This window comes from Intrasporangium zincisolvens (genome assembly GCF_034724055.1).
Taxonomy (GTDB): Bacteria; Actinomycetota; Actinomycetes; order Actinomycetales; family Dermatophilaceae; genus Monashia; species Monashia zincisolvens.
Genome location: NZ_JAWIIL010000003.1, coordinates 650,304 through 668,372, shown reverse-complemented (window position 1 = coordinate 668,372; position 18,069 = coordinate 650,304). Strand labels below are relative to the sequence as shown.

Sequence of the window (18,069 nt, the reverse complement as noted above, 5' to 3'; positions counted from 1 at the left end):
GCTCACTTGGACCGACCCTCCTCGATCTCGTGCTCCATGTGGCGCTCGACGTCGCGGAACCCGTCGGTCGTGGCGACCTGGTCTCGGGCGACGAGGACGCGCGACACGGACAGGTCGCTCGGCGTGCCGTCGGGCAGCAGCGCCGGGGTGTCGACGGCGTTGTGGCGGGCGTAGACGCCGGGGGCCGGCAGGCCGGCGACGTGCTCGTTGTCGCGCACGCGCTTGGCGGCCCACTCGGCCTGCGTGCGGCGCGGCGTCAGCCGCTCGCGGTGGGCCAGGACCATGGCGCCGAGCGCGGCCGTGATGAGCAGGGCCGAGGTGACCTCGAAGATCCACACGTACTGGCCGAAGATCAGCTCGGCCAGGCTCGTGATGTTGCCCGGGTCGCGGTTGGTCTCCTCGAGCTTGTCGAGCCCGGCCTGGACCGTGGCCTGGTCGAAGGTGGCCGACCCGATGGCGAAGAAGAGGACGCCGGCGAGGCCGATGACGAGCAGGAACGAGGCCCACTTCTGGCCCTTGATCGTCTCGACGATCGAGTCCGAGGAGTCGACGCCGACGAGCATGAGGACGAACAGGAAGAGCATCATGACGGCGCCGGTGTAGACGAACACCTGCACGATGCCGAGGAAGTCGGCCTTCTCCATGATGTAGAAGACGCCGAGGACCGACATGACGAGCGCCATGCCGAGTGCGGCGTGCACGGCCTTCCTGGCGAAGAGCAGGCCCAGCGCCGCGATGACCGCGATCGGGGCCAGCAGCCAGAAGCCGACGGCTTCGGCGGAGGAGGTCACGGGTTCGCCCCTTCCCGGGTGTTCGCCGCGGTCGGGTTGACCGTGTGGACGAGGTCGTGCTGGCCGGGGCCGGACGCTCCGACGTTGCCGGGCGCCTCGGCGTACTCCGGCAGGTCGAGGTCGTCGGTGTCCTCGGCGGCGTCGCGCGTGTCGACGTACTCGCGCTGCCCGTCGGTGGCCGCGGTGACCTTGCCCTGGTAGTAGTCGCGCTCCTCCATGCCCTCGGCCATCGGGAACGGCGGCGGGAGCATGCCGCCCTGCAGCGGGGCGAGGAGCTGGTCCTTGGTGAAGATGAGCTTGCCGCGGTCGTTGTCGGCCAGCTCGTAGAAGTTCGTCATCGTCAGCGCGCGGGTCGGGCACGCCTCGATGCACAGGCCGCAGAAGATGCAGCGCAGGTAGTTGATCTGGTAGACGCGGCCGTAGCGCTCGCCCGGGCTGAACCGGCCGGCACCACCGGGGGTGTCGTCGTTGTCCGCGCCCTCGACGAGGATGGCGTCGGCCGGGCAGGCCCACGCGCACAGCTCGCAGCCGACGCACTTCTCGAGGCCGTCGGGGTGACGGTTGAGCTGGTGGCGGCCGTGGAAGCGCGGCGCCGTCGGGCGCGGCTTCTCCGGGTACTCCTCGGTCGCGACCTTGCGGAACATCGTCGAGAATGACACCCCGAAGCCGGCGACCGGCGCGAGGAGCTCGGAGAGGAACCCCTTCTCGCGCTCGTCGCCCGCCCGGGCGCCCTCGTTCGAGCCGGTGGGCCTGCCGACGGCACCGGAGCCCTGTGCGGGCCCGGTGACGTCCTTGCCGACGGTGTCGTCAGCCATGGGTCTCCTCCTTGGCGGGAGTCGAGGTGGTCGTGCTGCTCGCCGAGGACAGCACCGGCTCGGAGCCGATGCGGTTGCCCGGCTCGACGAGGCGCTGGCCCGGCAGCGGCGGGACGGGGTAGCCACCGGCGAACGGGTCGATCTCCTCCGGCGGGCGCTCCTCCTCGGCGGCGAGGCGGGCGGCACGCTTGTCGTCCCAGATCCACGCCCCGGCGAGGGCGATGACGGCGACGACGCTGACGATGACGACGGTCGCCACGGACAGCTCGCGGCCGGCGATGGTCAGCTTGCTGTCACCGAGGAAGCCGAGCTGGGCACCGCGGATGAAGGCGACGGCCACGACCCACGCGAGCGTGATCGGGATGAGGAACTTCCAGCCGAAGCGCATGAACTGGTCGTACCGGACGCGGGGCAGCGAGCCGCGCAGCCAGACGAAGACGAACATGAACATCCACAGCTTGATCGTGAACCACAGCAGGCCCCACCAGCCGCCGGCCAGCGCGCCGTCGCCGATCATCGAGATGAACGGCGGGGCCTGCCAGCCACCGAGGAAGAGCGTCGTGGCCAGCGCCGAGACGGTGAACATGTTGACGTACTCACCGAGGAAGAACATCGCGAAGCGCATCGAGGAGTACTCGGTGTGGAAGCCACCGGTGAGCTCGCCCTCGCCCTCGGCGAGGTCGAAGGGCAGACGGTTGGTCTCGCCGACCATGGTGATGAGGTAGACGGCGAAGGAGAAGAACGCCGGCAGGATGTACCAGAGCGAGCTCTGCGCCGACACGATCGAGGAGGTCGACATCGAGCCGCTGTAGAGGAAGATCGCGACGAGCGAGAGGCCCATGGCGATCTCGTAGCTGATGACCTGGGCCGTCGAGCGCAGGCCGCCGAGCAGCGGGTAGGTCGAGCCGGAGGACCAGCCGGCCAGGATGATGCCGTAGACGCCGACCGACGCCACCGCCAGCACGAGCAGGACGGCGACGGGGACGTCGGTGACCTGCAGCGGCGTGTGGTGGCCGAACATCCAGACCATGCCGCCGAGCGGGATGATCGCGAACGACACGAAGGCCATCGTCGCCGCGATGAGCGGGGCGAGCGTGTAGATGAGCTTCTCGGCGTTCGCCGGGGTGATGTCCTCCTTCAGCATCGCCTTCATGCCGTCGGCGAGGGTCTGCAGCAGGCCGAAGGGACCGTTGCGGTTCGGGCCCGGTCGCTGCTGCATCCGGCCGATGACGCGGCGCTCGAACCAGATGACGAGCAGCGTCGACAGGAGCAGGTAGACGAAGATGCCGACGGCCTTGATGAGTGCGACCCACAGCGGGGTGTCGCTGAAGTCGGCGGTCGGGTTCTCGGTCATCGGGGCGACCGCGGCCACCCCTGCTGCCGCGAGGCTGAGGCTCATGCGGCACCACCCTTCGTGACGGAGACGCGGCCACCGGCGTCGGTACCGAGGCCGGCGCGCACGGAACAGGACGTGTCGCCGGAGCGCGAGTTGGTCGGCAGCCACACGACGCCGTCGACCATGCCGTCGACGACGAACGCGGGCAGCGTGACGCTGCCGGCCGGGCCGGACACGGTGACGGTCTCGCCGTCGACGACGCCGAGACCGGCTGCCGTGGCGGCCGACAGGCGGGCGACGGGCCGGGGCGCCGTGCCGGCGAGGAACGGCTCGCCGTCCTGCATCCGGCCGGCGTCGAGGAGCGTGGCCCACGTGGACAGGACGAGCTCGCCGCTGCCCGAGGCGGACCCGGCGGCCCGGTGGCCGGCCGGCGCGGTCGTGCCGCGCGCACCGCCCCAGGGGCCGAGCGCCTCGAACTGGGCGTGCACCTCGCGCTGCGTGCGGGTCTCGAGGAAGAAGCCCATCTCGCTCGCGAGCATGTCGAGGGCGCGGTGGTCGCTGACGGCGTTGCTCGTCAGTGCCTCCTCGAAGGGACGGACGCGTCCCTCCCAGTTGACGTACGAGCCGACCTTCTCGGCCTGCGGGGCGACCGGCAGGACGACGTCGGCGAGGGCCGTGACCGCGGACTCGCGCAGCTCGAGCGAGACGACGAACGCCTTCTCGAGGGCGGCGGCCGCGTCAGCCTGGACGTCACCGGGCAGGTCGGCGGGGTCGAGACCACCGACGACGAGGGCACCCAGCTCGCCGGCCGCAGCGGCCGCGAGGATGCCCGCAGTGTCGCGCGGTGCGGCGTCGGGCAGCGTGTCGACGTCCCAGGCGCGAGCGACCTCGGCGCGGGCCGCGGCATCGGTGACCGGACGGCCACCGGGCAGCAGCGCACCGAGCGCACCGGCCTCGAGCGCACCGCGCTCCCCCGCCCGGCGCGGCACCCACGCGAGGCGGGCGCCGGTCGTGGCGGCGAGGTCGGCCGCGGCGCGCAGGGCGCCGCGGGAGGTGGCGAGCCGCTCGCCGACGAGGACGATGCCGCCGGAGGCGAGGGCCTCGCGGGCCTGCGCGCCGAGCTCGGTGGTGCCGAGGTCGGCCAGGGCCAGGGCCTCGTCGCCGGGGACGGTCGGCAGCAGCGTGCCGCCCATCTTCGTCAGGCCGCGCGTGGCGTGCGAAGCGACGGCGAAGACACGGGTCTTGTTGCGGCGGAAGGCCTTGCGCAGGCGCAGGAAGACGATCGGGCTCTCGTCCTCGGGCTCGAACCCGACGAGCAGGACGGCCGGCGCCTTCTCGAGGTCGGCGTAGGTGACCGCGCCGCCCTCGGGGCCGGTGGCCGCGACGTGCTCGGACAGGAACGCGACCTCCTCGTCGGAGTGCGGCCGGGCGCGGAAGTCGACGTCGTTGGTGCCGAGCACCAGACGCGCGAACTTGCCGTAGGCGTAGGCGTCCTCGGCCGACACGCGGCCACCGCTGAGCACGCCCGCGCGCTTGCCGGCGAGGCCGGCGGCTGCGGCCGCGAGGGCCTCGGGCCAGCCGACGACCGCCAGCTCACCGTCGGCGCCCCGGACCATCGGCAGCTCGATGCGGTCGGGAAGCGTCGCGTACGTGAAGGCCCAGCGGCCCTTGTCGCAGTTCCACTCCTCGTTGACGGCGGGGTCGTCGAGGGCCATCCGGCGCAGCACGACGCCGCGGCGGTGGTCGGTGCGGGTGGCGCAGCCGGCGGCGCAGTGCTCGCAGACCGACGGCGTCGACACGAGGTCGAACGGGCGGCTGCGGAAGCGGTAGGCCGCGCCGGTCAGCGCGCCGACCGGGCAGATCTGCACGGTGTTGCCGGAGAAGTAGCTCTCGAAGGGCTGCTCCTCGTAGATGCCGATCTGCTGGAGCGCGCCGCGCTCGACGAGGGCGATGAACGGGTCACCGGCGACCTGGTCGGAGAAGCGCGTGCACCGCGCGCAGAGCACGCACCGCTCGCGGTCGAGCAGGACCTGCGAGGAGATGTTGACCGGCTTGGGGTAGGTGCGCTTGACGTCCTCGAAGCGCGACACCGGGCGACCGGCGCTCATCGCCTGGTTCTGCAGCGGGCACTCGCCGCCCTTGTCGCAGACCGGGCAGTCGAGCGGGTGGTTGATGAGCAGCAGCTCCATGACACCCTGCTGCGCCTTGTCGGCGACCGGCGAGGTGTTCTGCGTGTTGACGACCATGCCCTCGGACACCGCCATCGTGCACGAGGCCTGCGGCTTCGGCATCGGGCGGACGTTGCCCTCGCGGTCGGGCATCGCGACGTCGACGAGGCACTGGCGGCAGGCGCCGACCGGCTCGAGCAGCGGGTGGTCGCAGAAGCGCGGGATCTCGATGCCCACCTCCTCGGCGGCGCGGATGACGAGCGTGCCCTTGGGCACGCTCACCGGGACGCCGTCGACGGTGAGGCTGACGAGGTCGGGCGCGGCGGGCGCCTTGCTCTCGGTGGTGGCGGTCATGCGGACACCATCCCGCTGGACTCCTTGGACTTGTTGGTAGCCGGCTGGACCGGGAAGAGCACCGACTTCTCCGGCGGGAAGAGCTCGCGCGCCGGGGTGTGCATGCCGGCCTCGAACTCCTCGCGGAAGTACTGGACGGCAGAGGTGATCGGGCTCGTCGCGGCGTCGCCGAGGGCGCAGAAGCTGCGGCCGAGGATGTTGTCGCAGATGTCGACGAGCTTGTCGATGTCGTCCTTCGTGCCCTCACCGTTCTCGATGCGGTCCATGATCTGGCGCAGCCACCACGTGCCCTCGCGGCACGGCGTGCACTTGCCACAGGACTCGTGGGCGTAGAAGTCGGTCCAGCGGGCGACGGCCCGCACGACCGAGACGGTCTCGTCGAACACCTGCAGCGCGCGGGTGCCGAGCATCGAGCCGGCCGCGGCGACCGAGTCGAAGTCGAGCGGCACGTCGAGGTGCTCGTCGGTGAAGATCGGCGTCGAGCTGCCGCCCGGCGTCCAGAACTTCAGCTTGCGGCCCTCGCGCATCCCGCCGGCGAGCTCGATGAGCTCACGCATCGTGATGCCGAGCGGCGCCTCGAACTGGCCCGGGTTGGCGACGTGGCCCGAGAGGCTGAAGATGCCGAAGCCCGTGGACTTCTCGGTGCCCATGCCCTTGAACCAGTCGGCGCCCTCGAGGATGATCCCGGGAACCGAGGCGATGGACTCGACGTTGTTCACCGATGTGGGGCGCGCGTAGAGGCCCGCGGCTCCGGGGAACGGCGGCTTGAGGCGCGGCTGGCCGCGGCGGCCCTCGAGCGAGTCGAGCAGCGCGGTCTCCTCACCACAGATGTACGCGCCGGCGCCGGCGTGGACGGTGATGTCGACCTTGACGCCCTTGCCACCGACGTTGTCGCCGAGATACCCGGCGGCCCGGGCCTCCTCGACGGCGCGCAGCAGGCGGCGGTAGACGTGCACGACCTCGCCGCGCAGGTAGATGAACGCGTGCTCGCAGCCGATGGCGTACGAGGAGATGATGACGCCCTCGATGAGCGAGTGCGGGTTGGCCATCATGAGCGGCACGTCCTTGCACGTGCCCGGCTCGGACTCGTCGGCGTTGACGACGAGGTAGCGCGGGCCGCCGTCGGGCGGGCTCATGAACGACCACTTCATGCCGGTCGGGAAGCCGGCGCCGCCGCGGCCGCGGATGCTGGAGTCCTTGACGGCGTCGATGATGGCCTGGGGCTCCATGGCCAGCGCCTTGTCGAGGGCCTTGTAGCCGTCGTGGCGCCGGTAGGTCTCGAGGGTCCAGGACTGCGGGTCGTCCCAGAACTTCGTGAGGATCGGGGTCAGGGTGTCGGTCACTTCGATCCGTCCTTCCCGTCGGGCTTCGAGGTGCTCGAGCCGTTGGCACCGTTGGCACCAGGCGCGACCCAGCCGCGCTCGTTGGCGATTGTGAGGCCGAGCAGCGAGGCCGGGCCGGCGCCGACGCCCTCGTCGCCGCGTCCGTCGTGGAAGCCCGCGAGCACGCGCGAGACCTCCTTGAAGCTGCACACCTTCGCGGCGCCGCGCGTCGGGGCGACTTCCTTGCCGGAGCGCAGGTCCTCGACGAGCTCGATCGTGCTCTCGGGCGTCTGGTTGTCGAAGAACTCCCAGTTGGCCATGACGACGGGCGCGTAGTCGCACGCCGCGTTGCACTCGACGCGCTCGAGGGTGATCTTGCCGTCCTCGGTGGTCTCGTCGTGCCCGACGCCGAGGTGGTCGGAGAGGCGCTCGAAGATGAGGTCGCCGCCCATGACCGCGCAGAGCGTGTTGGTGCAGACGCCGACCGTGTACTCGCCGTTGGGGTGGCGCTTGTACTGGGTGTAGAACGTCGCGACGCCGCTCACCTCGGCCTCGGTGAGGTCGAGGACCTCGGCGCAGAAGGTGACGCCGCGACCCGTGACGTAGCCGTCGACGGACTGCACGAGGTGCAGCAGCGGCAGCAGCGCCGAGCGCTTCTGCGGGTAGCGCGCGATGACCTCGGCCGCGTCGGCGTGCAGCTGCTCGAGGACGTCGGCGGCGTACGGCGCCTTGGACTCGGGGCTGACGTGCAGGTGGCCTGAAGCGTCGTGACCGCTCAACGGTCCACACCTCCCATGACGGGGTCGATCGAGGCCACGGCGACGATGACGTCGGCGATCTGGCTGCCCTCGCACATGGCGGCCACGGCCTGCAGGTTGTTGAAGCTGGGGTCGCGGAAGTGCGCGCGGTAGGGACGCGTGCCGCCCTCGGAGACGAGGTGGCAGCCGAGCTCGCCCTTGGGCGACTCGATGGCCTGGTAGGCCTGTCCCGGCGGCACCCGGAAGCCCTCGGTGACGAGCTTGAAGTGGTGGATCAGGGACTCCATCGAGGTGCCCATGATCTCGCGGATGTGGTCGAGGCTGTTGCCGAGGCCGTCGCTGCCGAGCGCGAGCTGCGCCGGCCAGGCGATCTTCTTGTCCTCGACCATGACCGCGTTGTTGCCGCCCTCGTCCGCCTGGAGCCGGTCGATGCACTGCTCGACGATCTTGAGCGACTCGTACATCTCGTCGATGCGGATGCGGAGGCGACCGTAGGCGTCCTGGCTCGTGCGGGTGATGACGTCGAAGTCGTACGTCTCGTAGCCGCAGTACGGGTCGAGCTTGCGCAGGTCGTGCGGCAGGCCGGTCGAGCGAAGCACCGGGCCGGTGATGCCGAGCGCCATGCAGCCGGCGAGGTCGAGGATGCCGACGTCGACGGTGCGGCCCTTGAGGATCGGGTTCTCGTTCATCAGGGCCTCGAGCTCGCCGAGGCCGCGACGCACCTGCGGGACCATCTCGCGCAGCGCGTCGATGGCGCCGGGCGGGAGGTCCTGGGCGACGCCGCCCGGGCGGATGTAGGCGTTGTTCATCCGCAGGCCGGTGACCATCTCGAAGATGCGCAGGACGCGCTCGCGCTCGCGGAACGCGACGGTCATGACCGTCGTGGCGCCCATCTCCATGCCGCCGGTGCCGAGGCACACGGTGTGGGAGTTGATCCGCGACAGCTCCATCATGAGCACGCGGATGACGTTGGCGCGCTCGGGGATCTGGTCGGTGATGCCGAGCAGCTTCTCCATCGCGAGGCAGTACGCGGTCTCCTGGAACATGGACGTCAGGTAGTCCATGCGCGTGCAGAACGTGACGCCCTGCACCCAGGTGCGGTACTCCATGTTCTTCTCGATGCCGGTGTGCAGGTAGCCGATGCCCGCGCGGGCCTCGGTGACCGTCTCGCCGTCGATCTCGAGGATGAGGCGGAGCACGCCGTGCGTCGACGGGTGCTGCGGCCCCATGTTGACGACGATGCGCTCCTCGCCGAGCGAGGTGGCCTCGTCGACGAGGTCGTTCCAGTCACCGCCCGCGGCGTTGAAGACGTGCGCGCCCTCGGCGGCCTGCTCGTCGGCGACCGACGTCGCGTAGACGTCGTTGGTGCCCTCGTCGGGCACGTCCGTCTGGGTGAACTCGGTGTGCGTGCTCATCAGTTGTACGACCTCCGCTGGTCCGGCGGCGGGACTGTGGCGCCCTTGTACTCGACGGGGATGCCGCCGAGGGGGTAGTCCTTGCGCTGGGGGTGGCCCGGCCAGTCGTCGGGCATGAGGATGCGGGTCAGGGCCGGGTGGCCGTCGAACTCGATCCCGAACATGTCCCACGTCTCGCGCTCGTGCCAGTCGTTGGCCGGGTAGACCGAGACGATGGACGGGATGTGCCGGTCGTCGTCGGGGCACGAGACCTCGACGCGGATCCGCCTGCCGCCGTGGGTGATCGACAGGAAGTGGTAGACCGCGTGCAGCTCCTCGCCGGTGCGGTCGGGGTAGTGCACGCCGGAGACGCCGGTGACGATCTCGAAGCGCAGCGACGCGTCGTCGCGCAGCACGCGGGCGACGGCGAGCAGGTGCTCGCGGCGCACGTGGATCGTCATCTCGCCGCGGTCGATGACGACGCTCGCGACGGCCTCGCCGTAGGAGGCGGTGCCGCCGACGAGGCCGCGCTCGAGGTTGTCGGCGATCTCGTCGAAGTAGCCGCCGTACGGGCGCTCGGAGGCGCCGGCGACGAGGATCGGGCGGCGCAGGCCGCCGTAGCCGGTGGTGTCGGCGCCCTGCGTCGGGCCGAACATGCCCTTGCGCATGCCGACGACCTGCGGACCGCTCGCCGTGCCCTCCTGAGCCAGCTCGACCTCGCCCGGCGTGATGCCGGAGGTCTGGTCCTTGGTGGTGTCGGCGTTGACGCCGTCCTTGTTCTCCTCGCTCATGCGAGCAGCCCCTTCATCTGGTGCGTCGGGGTGGCGGACAGGGCGGCCTGCTCGGCGGCGCGGGCCGCCTCCTCCCGGTTGACGCCCAGCGGCGAGGTCTCGATCTGGTGGTGCAGCTCGATGATCGCGTTGAGCAGCATCTGCGGCCGCGGCGGGCAGCCCGGCAGGTAGATGTCGACCGGGATGACGTGGTCGACGCCCTGGACGATCGCGTAGTTGTTGAACATGCCGCCCGAGCTGGCGCAGACGCCCATCGAGATGACCCACTTGGGGTTCGGCATCTGGTCGTAGACCTGGCGCACGACCGGGGCCATCTTCTGGCTGACGCGGCCGGCCACGATCATGAGGTCGGCCTGACGCGGCGTCGCCGAGAAGCGCTCCATGCCGAACCGGGCGATGTCGTAGTCGGGCGTGCCGACGGCCATCATCTCGATGGCGCAGCAGGCCAGGCCGAACGTCGCGGGCCAGATCGAGGCCTTGCGCATGTAGCCGGCGAGGCCCTCGACGGTGGAGAGCAGGAACCCTGCGGGCAGCTTCTCTTCCAGACCCATTGCTTACTCCTTACCTTGCTGCTGCTGTCGTCCCGGGTGACCCGACCGTGCGGTCAGTCCCACTCGAGGCCGCCGCGGCGCCACACGTACGCGTACGCGACGAACACCGTGAGGATGAACAGGACCATCTCGACCAGCGCGAAGAGGCCGAGCTTGTTGAAGGCCACCGCGAACGGGTAGAGGAAGATCGACTCGATGTCGAAGATGATGAAGAGCATCGCCGTCAGGTAGTACTTGATCGGCACGCGTCCGCCGCCGGCCGCATGCGGCGTGGGCTGGATGCCGCACTCGTAGGCCTCGAGCTTGGCGCGGTTGTAGCGCTTCGGGCCCACGACGAGTGACGTGAACACCGACAGGGCCGCGAACGCGAAGCCGAGACCCAGCATGAACAGGATCGGGACGTACGAGTTCATCCGAGGTCACTTGCCTTTCGGTCGTGCGTGTCGACGGGGCGGCGGTCGTGGTGACCGGGTGATCCGTCGAGGAGGGCGTCACGGCAGATGCGCGGCGCACCCATCCTAGGGGCGTCGGGAACGATTGTGCTCGGCGTCACAAGGCGCCCGACAGCGGGGTGGCTCATGCGTCCGGCGCCAGTCGTGACAGGGCGGTGATGATGCGGTCGCTCGGGGCCTTGGCCCTCGGGTCGGCGAGGTTGGCCATGATCTTGAGCAGGAACGGCATGAGCTTGGTGCGCGGCAGGCCGTACTTCGTCGCGAGCCGCATCACCTCGGGGTTGCCGATGGCGTGGGCGAACCAGCGACCGAGGGTGAAGTACCCACCGAGCTCGTCCTTCATGACCTTGGGGTAGCTGGCGAGGACGCGTTCGCGGCCGGCGTCGTCGGGACGCGCGTGCGCCTGGGCGATGAGCTCGGCGCCGAGGCGGGCGGCCTCGAGCGCGTAGTCGATGCCCTCGCCGTTGAACGGGTTGACCATGCCGCCGGCGTCGCCGACCAGCACGAGGCCGTCGGCGTAGAGCGGGCTGCGGTTGAAACCCATCGGCAGCGCTGCGCCGCGGATCGGTCCGGCGGACTCGTCGTGCTCGAGCTGCCACTCGGGCGAGATGTCCTGCACCCACTTGTGCATGACGTCCTTGTAGTCCGTCTTCTGGAAGGCGGCCGTCGTGTCGAGGGTGCCCAGGCCGACGTTGGTGCGGCCGTCCTCGAGCGGGAAGAGCCAGCCGTAGCCCGGCATGAGGATGCGGTTGCCGGCGTCGTCGCGGGTCCACAGCTCGAGGTGGCTCTCGAGGTAGTCGTCGCGCTTCGGCGTCGTGTAGTACGCGCGGACGGCGACGCCCATGACGCGGTCCTCGCGCTTGTGCCGGCCGACGGCGGTGGCGAGGCGGCTCGAGACGCCGTCGCTCGCGACGACGACGGGGGCGCGGTAGGTGACGGTCTCGCCGGTGGCCCGGCCGCGGTCGTCGACCTTCTTGGCCGTGACGCCGACGACGCGTCCGGACGCGTCGTGCACCGGGGCCGTGACGCTCGTGCGCTCCTCGAGCTTCGCGCCGCGCGACTGCGCGTGGCGGGCGAGGGTCTCGTCGAGCTGGGCGCGGGTGCGGACCATGCCGAAGGACGGGAAGGCGTCGTTCTCGGGCCAGTCGAGCTGGAGGGTGTGGCCGCCGCCCTTGATCCGCAGGCCCTTGGTGCGCTGCCAGCCGGTCGTGTCCACGCCGAGGGAGATGAGCTCCTTGGTGGCCCGCGGGGTCAGCCCGTCGCCGCAGATCTTGTCGCGGGGGAAGGCCGACTTCTCGAGGAGGAGGACGTCGAGGCCGTGGTCGGCGAGGTAGGCGGCAGTGGCCGATCCGCCCGGCCCGGCGCCGACGACGATGACGTCGGCACTGGCGTCCGAGAGGGCGCCGGCATGCGCTGCAGGGCTCGTCGCCGAGCCGGTGCTGCTCATCTCTACCACGGTGTTTCCGACCTGCTTGTGAAGATCTTCACGAACTCTGCGGAGTCTATGCCCGCGATTTCCGCCTTGTCAGATAAGGCATGCCTAACTCGGGGGCCGTGACCGCGCGTCGGCACCACGTCAGCACGGCGTCGGAACGATGTCAGCGCTTGGTCGCGCTGTGGAGCGCGACGATGCCGCCGGTGAGGTTCGTCCAGCGCACGGTGGTCCAGCCGGCCTGCTCGATGACGGCAGCGAGCTCGCCCTGCGGAGGCCACGCGCGGATCGACTCGGCGAGGTAGACGTAGGACTCGGGGTTGCTCGAGGTGCGGCGGGCCACCGGCGGCAGCGCGCGCATGAGGTAGTTGGAGTAGACGGTGCGGAACGTCTTGTTGACCGGCTGGCTGAACTCGCAGACGAGCAGGCGTCCCCCGGGCTTGGTGACCCGGAGGAACTCGCGCAGCGCGGTCCCGGTGTCGGCGACGTTGCGCAGTCCGAAGCTCATCGTCACGACGTCGAAGCTCTCGTCGGCGAAGGGCAGGCTCATCGCGTCGGCGGCCGTGAACGCCATGTCGGGGCGGCGGCGTCGCCCGACGCGCAGCATGCCGAGCGAGAAGTCGGCGGGCACGACCTCGATCTCCTGGTCGGCCCACGGCTCGCTCGAGGTGCCCGTGCCGGCGGCGATGTCGAGGATCCGCTCCCCCCGCTTGGCGTCGACGGCCTTGACGACGGCCCGGCGCCACAGCCGGTCCTGCCCGAGGGAGAGCACGTCGTTGGTCACGTCGTACTTCTCGGCGACGGTGTCGAACATCGACGCGACGTCGACCGGCTTCTTGTCGAGCTGGGCACGGGTCATGCGGTCATCCTCGCACCACCGGCCCGACCGGCCGTGCCGCGGGCGGCGTCGGTGTGACCGTCGGCGCACCTGACGGCGGTGTGGTGAGGGCACGGGTCCGGCGGTCGTAGAGTTTGAGGCGATGTCCACGCTCCCGGCCGCCGACGCGGCCTCCCCCGCCGCGGGCCCGACGGTCGTCGTCCGGTCGGTGCCGCTCACCTCGGACGCCCCGCTGCTGCAGCACCTGCCCGCCGAGGTCCCGCACGACGAGCTCGTGTCGTGGGTCCGCCGCGGCGACGGCCTCGTCGGCTGGGGCGTCGCCCTGTCGTTCGAGGCGCGCGGCACCGAGCGCTTCCGCGACGCCGAGTCCTGGTGGCGCGAGGTGACGCGTCACGCGGTCGTGCGCGACGACGTCGCCCTGCCCGGCTCCGGACTCGTGTGCTTCGGCTCGTTCCCCTTCGCCGACGACTCCGCCGAGTCGGCGCGCCTCGTCGTGCCCTCGACCATCGTCGGCCGGCGCGACGGCGTCACGTGGTTGACGACGATCTCGACGGGCCCGCAGCTGCCGGCCATCGAGGTGCCCGAGCCCGCGGCCGAGCCCGAACCACCCACCGGCATCGCCTTCGCCGACGGCGCGGTGTCGCCGGCCGACTACGCGCACTCGGTCGCCGAGGCCGTGCAGCGGATCAACGGGGGCGAGGTCGACAAGGTCGTGCTCGCCCGCGACCTCGTCGCCACGGCGTCGGGGCCGATCGACGCGCGGTGGATCCTGCGCCGCCTCGCCGACCGCTACGAGAACACGTGGGTGTTCTCGGTGGCCGGCCTCCTCGGCGCGACGCCCGAGCTGCTCGTGCGCCGGGACCAGGGGCTCATCACCTCGCGGGTGCTCGCCGGCACGATCCGCCGCACCGGCGACGACGCCAAGGACCTCGCGCTCGCCGCGTCGCTCGCCCGCTCGAGCAAGGACCTCGAGGAGCACGAGTACGCCGTGCGGTCGGTGGCCGAGGCCCTGGCCCCGCACTGCTCGTCGATGAACGTGCCCGAGGCGCCGTTCGTCCTGCACCTGCCCAACGTCATGCACCTGGCCACCGACGTCGCCGCGGTGAGCGCCGACAACGCGTCGTCGCTGACGCTCGCGGCCTCGCTGCACCCGTCGGCCGCGGTCGGCGGCACGCCCACGGCTCGCGCTGTCTCGCTGATCGGTGAGCTCGAGCACATGGACCGCGGTCGCTACGCCGGGCCGGTCGGCTGGATGGACGCCGACGGTGACGGGGCGTGGGGCATCGCCCTGCGCAGCGGCGCCTACGCCCCGGGCGACTCCTCGCAGCTGACGCTGTACGCCGGCTGCGGCATCGTGGCGGGCTCGGACCCCGAGTCCGAGGTGGCCGAGTCGATCGCCAAGCTCATCCCGATGCGCGACGCGCTCGCGGGCGACTGACGGGGAGTGCCGATCGTGGAGGGCCACCGCAGCGCGCCGCAGCTGTCGCTGCGCGTGCTCCAGGAGCTGTGGCGCGCGGGTGTGCGCGACGTCGTCCTCGCGCCCGGCTCGCGCAACGCCCCGCTCGCCCTCGCGCTCGACGCCGCCGACGAGTGCGGCGACCTGCGCCTGCACGTGCGCGTCGACGAGCGCTCGGCGGCCTTCCTCGCCCTCGGGCTCGCCACCGGTTCGCGGCGCCCGGTGCCGATTGTCACGACGTCGGGCACGGCGGTCGGCAACCTGCTGCCGGCCGTCATGGAGGCGCACCACACCGGGCGGCGGCTCGTCGTCGTCAGCGCGGACCGGCCTGACCGGCTGCGCGGCACCGGTGCCAACCAGACCACCCAGCAGGCCGGGATCTTCGGCGGGTTCGCGCCGTGCCACGACCTCACCGCCGCGACGCCCGACGCCGACCTCGCGGCGGCGGTGGCCGCGTCCTGCGCGGGGCCGGGACCGGCGCACTTGAACGTCCAGCTCGACGGCGACCTGCTGCCGGTGGGGGCCGAGCGCGACACGTGGTGGGAGCGCCCGGAGCCGCTGGCGCCCGCGGTCGCGGTCGGCTCGCCCGACCTCGCCAACTCCGCCACGGCGCAGTTCCCGCGTCCAGATGCCTCCGGAACCCGCGGCAACTCCGCCACGGCGCAGTTCCCGCGCGGCGCGGAGCCGGGGCGCGAACCCTCGGTCCGGCTGCGCGACGACGGCGAGGTGCTGCCGCTCGGCCCGCGCACCGTCGTCGTCGCGGGTGACGACGCCGGGCCCGCCGCACGGTTGCTCGCCGAGTCGGCCGGGTGGCCGATGATCGCCGAGCCGACGAGCGGGGCCCGCATCGGCCGGCAGGCCCTGCGCTGCGGCCGCCTGCTGCTGACCACCGACCTGCGCCGCGACATCGAGCGCGTCGTCGTCGTCGGCCACCCGACCCTGTCGCGGCCGGTCACGTCGCTGCTCAGCGACCCCTCGCTCGAGGTCATCGCCGTGCGGGGGCGCGACGGCGTGGCCACCGACCCCGGACGCGTCGCCCGCGTCGTCGACGCCGTGCCCCGCGTCGAGGGGCCCGACGACACCACGTGGTTCGAGGCGTGGAAGTCGGCCGACGACACCCTCGGCTCGGCCATCGACGCGGGCCTCCGCGGTTCCGAGCGCGTGCCGGGCCGCCCTGCCGGACCAGCGATCTCACCGCTCGAGGTTGCCTCCGTCGTCGCCGCGGCAGTGGCCGCGGACACCTCGCTCGTCGTCGGCTCGTCCAACCCGGTCCGCGACCTCGACGTCATGGGCGTGCCCTGGCCGCCGCTCGAGCACCGGTTCGTCGTGGGCAACCGGGGCCTGGCCGGCATCGACGGCGTCGTGTCGACCGCGGTCGGCGTCGCGCTCGGGCGGCCCCGCGCGTCGCGCACCATCGCCTACCTCGGCGACCTCACCTTCCTCCACGACGCCAACGGCCTGCTCATCGGGCCGGACGAGCCGCGCCCCGACCTCACGCTCGTCGTGCTCAGCGACGACGGCGGCGCGATCTTCACGACGCTCGAGCAGGGCGACCGCCGGTACGCGAGCGCCTTCGAACGGGTCTTCGGCACGCCGCACGGCACCGACCTCGGCGCGCTCTGCGCGGCGCACCACGTCGCGCACGAGCGCGTCACGACCCTCGACCGGCTCACTGCCGCTCTCGCCGAGCGACCCGCCGGACTCCGCGTGCTCGAGGTACCGGTGCCGCGCGACGGCCGGCGCGAGGAGGCCCGCTGGCTGCGCGAGCTCGCGCAGACCGTCGTGCCTCGGCGCGGCTGAGGCCCACCACCGGACCCGTCAGCCGGGGTCGGGCACCGGCCACTGCGAGGGCGTGCCGGGCTCGGAGCGCAGTGCCGCCGCTACGAGGTCGGCGTTGTCGCGCGGGGCGCTGCCGTCGGGCAGCACCGAGGTGTCCTCGAGTCCGATGCGCACGTCGTAGCCGGACGCCTGGGCCCACCTCAGCACCGGCCAGGCCCAGCGTCCCTCGCCGTGGACGAGCACCGGCGCGGCCGACATCCCGAGCGCGGCAAGGATGCGCTCGGCCGCCCAGGCGCCGTCGGAGCCGGGCGTGACGCCGGGGATCGTCTCCACGAGGACGCGCTCCACCTGCCACGGCCAGTTGGTCGAGACGAACGCCGTGGCCGCGCGGGGCGTCCAGATGCCTGCCTCGACGCCGATCGCCTTCTCGCGCAACGCCTCTGCGAGCTCGACGGCGCCGGGCTCGTGCCAGTTGACGCTCGCGCAGTCGGGGCCGCCGAGGTCGGGCGAGGGCCACTCCGACACGTGCGCCAGGGTTCGCCGCTGCGCGTTGAGGATGCCCGCGCGCGTCGAGACACCGACCCGCAGCCCGGGCGTGCGGGCGCGGATCGCCGTCACGGCGTCGACGACGTGACGCGTCTCGAGGGTCTCGAGGCCGTCGTCGCCGCGCGGGTGCAGGTGCACCATGAACGCGCCGGCCTCGACCGCGTCGGCCGCGGCCTGCGCGAGCTCGTCGGGCGTCACCGGCACCCGGGGCCTGGCCTGTGGGTGGCGGTCTCCGTTGAGGCAGGCCTTGATCATGCGGCCACCTCGCGGTCGAGCAGGGCGTGGCAACGTCGGAGCCGGTCGAGCCACCAGGCGCGACGGTCGGCGGGAGCCGCGAGGGCTGCGAGCGTCGCGTCGTCGGGAGCCGGGCGCGAGCCGTCGAGCAGGCCGGCCCGTGGCCGGAGCGGGTCGGCCGTGACGTCGCGCTCGAAGAGGCCGACGGTCCCGAGGCCGCACGCGTGGTCGAGCGCGGGGAGGGCGCGTGCGAGCGCGACCCCGGCCGCGATGCCGACGCTCGTGTCGAGCGCCGAGCTGACGACGGCAGGCAGGCCGCACGCGTCGACGACCTCGAGCGCCCGGGCCACGCCGCCGAGCGGCGCCACCTTGACGACCACGACGTCGGCCGCCTCCAGCCGGGCCACCCGCAGCGGGTCCTCGGCCTTGCGGATCGACTCGTCGGCGGCCACCGGGACGGCGATCCCGTTGCGTGCCAAGGCGACCCGCAGGCGAGCGAGGTCCTCGACCGACGCACACGGCTGCTCGGCGTACTCGAGGTCGTACGGCGACAGACGCGTCAGGGCCTCGACCGCGGTGTCGAGGTCCCAGGCGCCGTTGGCGTCGACCCGCACCCGCGCCCCGGCGCCCATCGCGTCACGGACCGCGGCCACGCGGGCGATGTCGTCGTCGAGACGCTGCCCGCGCTCGGCCACCTTGACCTTGGCCGTCGTGCAGCCGTCGAACCGGGCGAGCACCTCGCCGACCCGCTCGGGCCCGACCGCCGGCACCGTCGCGTTGACCGGCACGGCCTGACGCAGCGCGGCAGGCCACGACCCGTACGCGGCCTCGACGCCGGCAGTGAGCCAGCGAGACGCCTCGGCATCGTCGTACTCCGCGAACGGCGCGAACTCCCCCCAACCCGAAGGCCCCTCGAACACGACCGCCTCGCGCACGTCGACGCCGCGGAAGCGCACCCGCATCGGCAGCGCGACGACGTGGGCGGCAACGAGGAGCGCGTCGACCGGAGGCAGTGGCGTCATGCCCCCATCATCGCCGACCGGCTCGGGGCC

At 72.1% G+C, this 18,069-nt stretch carries 16 protein-coding genes; 2 read left to right on the top strand and 14 right to left on the bottom strand.

Going from position 1 to position 18,069, the window contains the following annotated elements; genetic code table 11:
• Positions 1–2: 2 nt before the first annotated feature.
• The 12 genes from RY076_RS11585 to RY076_RS11530 form a co-directional block, all read right to left on the bottom strand.
• Positions 3–791: an NADH-quinone oxidoreductase subunit J gene (locus RY076_RS11585; protein ID WP_323097958.1), complete on the bottom strand. Its 789-nt coding sequence runs from the start codon at positions 789–791 to the stop codon at positions 3–5.
• Positions 788–1,606, bottom strand: a complete 819-nt coding sequence (nuoI, locus tag RY076_RS11580) for an NADH-quinone oxidoreductase subunit NuoI (RefSeq protein ID WP_323097956.1) — start codon at positions 1,604–1,606, stop codon at positions 788–790. The genes RY076_RS11585 and nuoI overlap by 4 nt, the downstream gene beginning before the upstream one ends.
• A complete protein-coding gene (gene nuoH, locus RY076_RS11575; protein ID WP_323097954.1) occupies positions 1,599–3,005 on the bottom strand; it encodes an NADH-quinone oxidoreductase subunit NuoH in 1,407 nt (468 codons plus the stop codon). The genes nuoI and nuoH overlap by 8 nt, the downstream gene beginning before the upstream one ends.
• Entirely contained in the window at positions 3,002–5,464 is a 2,463-nt protein-coding gene (locus tag RY076_RS11570) for an NADH-quinone oxidoreductase subunit G (RefSeq protein ID WP_323097952.1), read from the bottom strand. Before RY076_RS11570 ends, nuoH begins: the two co-directional genes overlap by 4 nt.
• Positions 5,461–6,807, bottom strand: a complete 1,347-nt coding sequence (gene nuoF / locus RY076_RS11565) for an NADH-quinone oxidoreductase subunit NuoF (protein ID WP_323097951.1) — start codon at positions 6,805–6,807, stop codon at positions 5,461–5,463. The genes RY076_RS11570 and nuoF overlap by 4 nt, the downstream gene beginning before the upstream one ends.
• Positions 6,804–7,565, bottom strand: a complete 762-nt coding sequence (gene nuoE / locus RY076_RS11560) for an NADH-quinone oxidoreductase subunit NuoE (RefSeq protein ID WP_323097949.1) — start codon at positions 7,563–7,565, stop codon at positions 6,804–6,806. Before nuoE ends, nuoF begins: the two co-directional genes overlap by 4 nt.
• Positions 7,562–8,959 carry an NADH-quinone oxidoreductase subunit D gene (locus tag RY076_RS11555; protein ID WP_323097948.1) on the bottom strand — a complete coding sequence of 466 codons (1,398 nt, stop codon included), beginning with the start codon at positions 8,957–8,959 and terminating at the stop codon, positions 7,562–7,564. The genes nuoE and RY076_RS11555 overlap by 4 nt, the downstream gene beginning before the upstream one ends.
• Entirely contained in the window at positions 8,959–9,729 is a 771-nt protein-coding gene (locus RY076_RS11550; RefSeq protein WP_323097946.1) for an NADH-quinone oxidoreductase subunit C, read from the bottom strand. The genes RY076_RS11555 and RY076_RS11550 overlap by 1 nt, the downstream gene beginning before the upstream one ends.
• Positions 9,726–10,280 carry a NuoB/complex I 20 kDa subunit family protein gene (locus tag RY076_RS11545; protein ID WP_076260409.1) on the bottom strand — a complete coding sequence of 185 codons (555 nt, stop codon included), beginning with the start codon at positions 10,278–10,280 and terminating at the stop codon, positions 9,726–9,728. Before RY076_RS11545 ends, RY076_RS11550 begins: the two co-directional genes overlap by 4 nt.
• 53 nt (positions 10,281–10,333) lie before the next feature.
• Positions 10,334–10,693, bottom strand: a complete 360-nt coding sequence (locus tag RY076_RS11540; RefSeq protein WP_076260411.1) for an NADH-quinone oxidoreductase subunit A — start codon at positions 10,691–10,693, stop codon at positions 10,334–10,336.
• Positions 10,694–10,856: 163 nt separating this feature from the next.
• Positions 10,857–12,179, bottom strand: a complete 1,323-nt coding sequence (locus RY076_RS11535; protein ID WP_323097940.1) for a geranylgeranyl reductase family protein — start codon at positions 12,177–12,179, stop codon at positions 10,857–10,859.
• Between the two features lie 151 nt (positions 12,180–12,330).
• Positions 12,331–13,023: a demethylmenaquinone methyltransferase gene (locus RY076_RS11530; protein ID WP_323097938.1), complete on the bottom strand. Its 693-nt coding sequence runs from the start codon at positions 13,021–13,023 to the stop codon at positions 12,331–12,333.
• Positions 13,024–13,144: 121 nt separating this feature from the next.
• Between RY076_RS11530 and RY076_RS11525 the strand changes: the two genes are divergently transcribed.
• Positions 13,145–14,440 (top strand): isochorismate synthase, encoded by a 1,296-nt coding sequence (locus RY076_RS11525; protein WP_323097936.1) that lies wholly within the window; start codon positions 13,145–13,147, stop codon positions 14,438–14,440.
• 6 nt (positions 14,441–14,446) lie between these two features.
• Positions 14,447–16,258, top strand: coding sequence for a 2-succinyl-5-enolpyruvyl-6-hydroxy-3-cyclohexene-1-carboxylic-acid synthase (gene menD, locus RY076_RS11520; RefSeq protein ID WP_323097934.1), 1,812 nt, complete (start codon positions 14,447–14,449; stop codon positions 16,256–16,258).
• 18 nt (positions 16,259–16,276) lie between these two features.
• Here the strand turns inward: menD and RY076_RS11515 are convergent, their stop codons facing one another.
• Entirely contained in the window at positions 16,277–17,038 is a 762-nt protein-coding gene (locus RY076_RS11515) for a 3-keto-5-aminohexanoate cleavage protein (protein ID WP_323097933.1), read from the bottom strand.
• Positions 17,035–18,039, bottom strand: coding sequence for an o-succinylbenzoate synthase (locus RY076_RS11510; protein WP_323097930.1), 1,005 nt, complete (start codon positions 18,037–18,039; stop codon positions 17,035–17,037). Before RY076_RS11510 ends, RY076_RS11515 begins: the two co-directional genes overlap by 4 nt.
• Positions 18,040–18,069 lie beyond the last annotated feature (30 nt).

Bases quoted from the DNA above. Each gene is read 5' to 3' on its own strand.
- nuoI (WP_323097956.1), bottom strand. From the start codon at position 1,606: ATGGCTGACGACACCGTCGGCAAGGACGTCACCGGGCCCGCACAGGGC.
- nuoH (WP_323097954.1), bottom strand. From the start codon at position 3,005: ATGAGCCTCAGCCTCGCGGCAGCAGGGGTGGCCGCGGTCGCCCCGATG.
- RY076_RS11570 (WP_323097952.1), bottom strand. From the start codon at position 5,464: ATGACCGCCACCACCGAGAGCAAGGCGCCCGCCGCGCCCGACCTCGTC.
- RY076_RS11555 (WP_323097948.1), bottom strand. From the start codon at position 8,959: ATGAGCACGCACACCGAGTTCACCCAGACGGACGTGCCCGACGAGGGC.
- RY076_RS11550 (WP_323097946.1), bottom strand. From the start codon at position 9,729: ATGAGCGAGGAGAACAAGGACGGCGTCAACGCCGACACCACCAAGGAC.
- RY076_RS11545 (WP_076260409.1), bottom strand. From the start codon at position 10,280: ATGGGTCTGGAAGAGAAGCTGCCCGCAGGGTTCCTGCTCTCCACCGTC.
- RY076_RS11540 (WP_076260411.1), bottom strand. From the start codon at position 10,693: ATGAACTCGTACGTCCCGATCCTGTTCATGCTGGGTCTCGGCTTCGCG.
- RY076_RS11535 (WP_323097940.1), bottom strand. From the start codon at position 12,179: ATGAGCAGCACCGGCTCGGCGACGAGCCCTGCAGCGCATGCCGGCGCC.
- RY076_RS11530 (WP_323097938.1), bottom strand. From the start codon at position 13,023: ATGACCCGTGCCCAGCTCGACAAGAAGCCGGTCGACGTCGCGTCGATG.
- RY076_RS11525 (WP_323097936.1), top strand. From the start codon at position 13,145: ATGTCCACGCTCCCGGCCGCCGACGCGGCCTCCCCCGCCGCGGGCCCG.
- RY076_RS11515 (WP_323097933.1), bottom strand. From the start codon at position 17,038: ATGATCAAGGCCTGCCTCAACGGAGACCGCCACCCACAGGCCAGGCCC.
- RY076_RS11510 (WP_323097930.1), bottom strand. From the start codon at position 18,039: ATGACGCCACTGCCTCCGGTCGACGCGCTCCTCGTTGCCGCCCACGTC.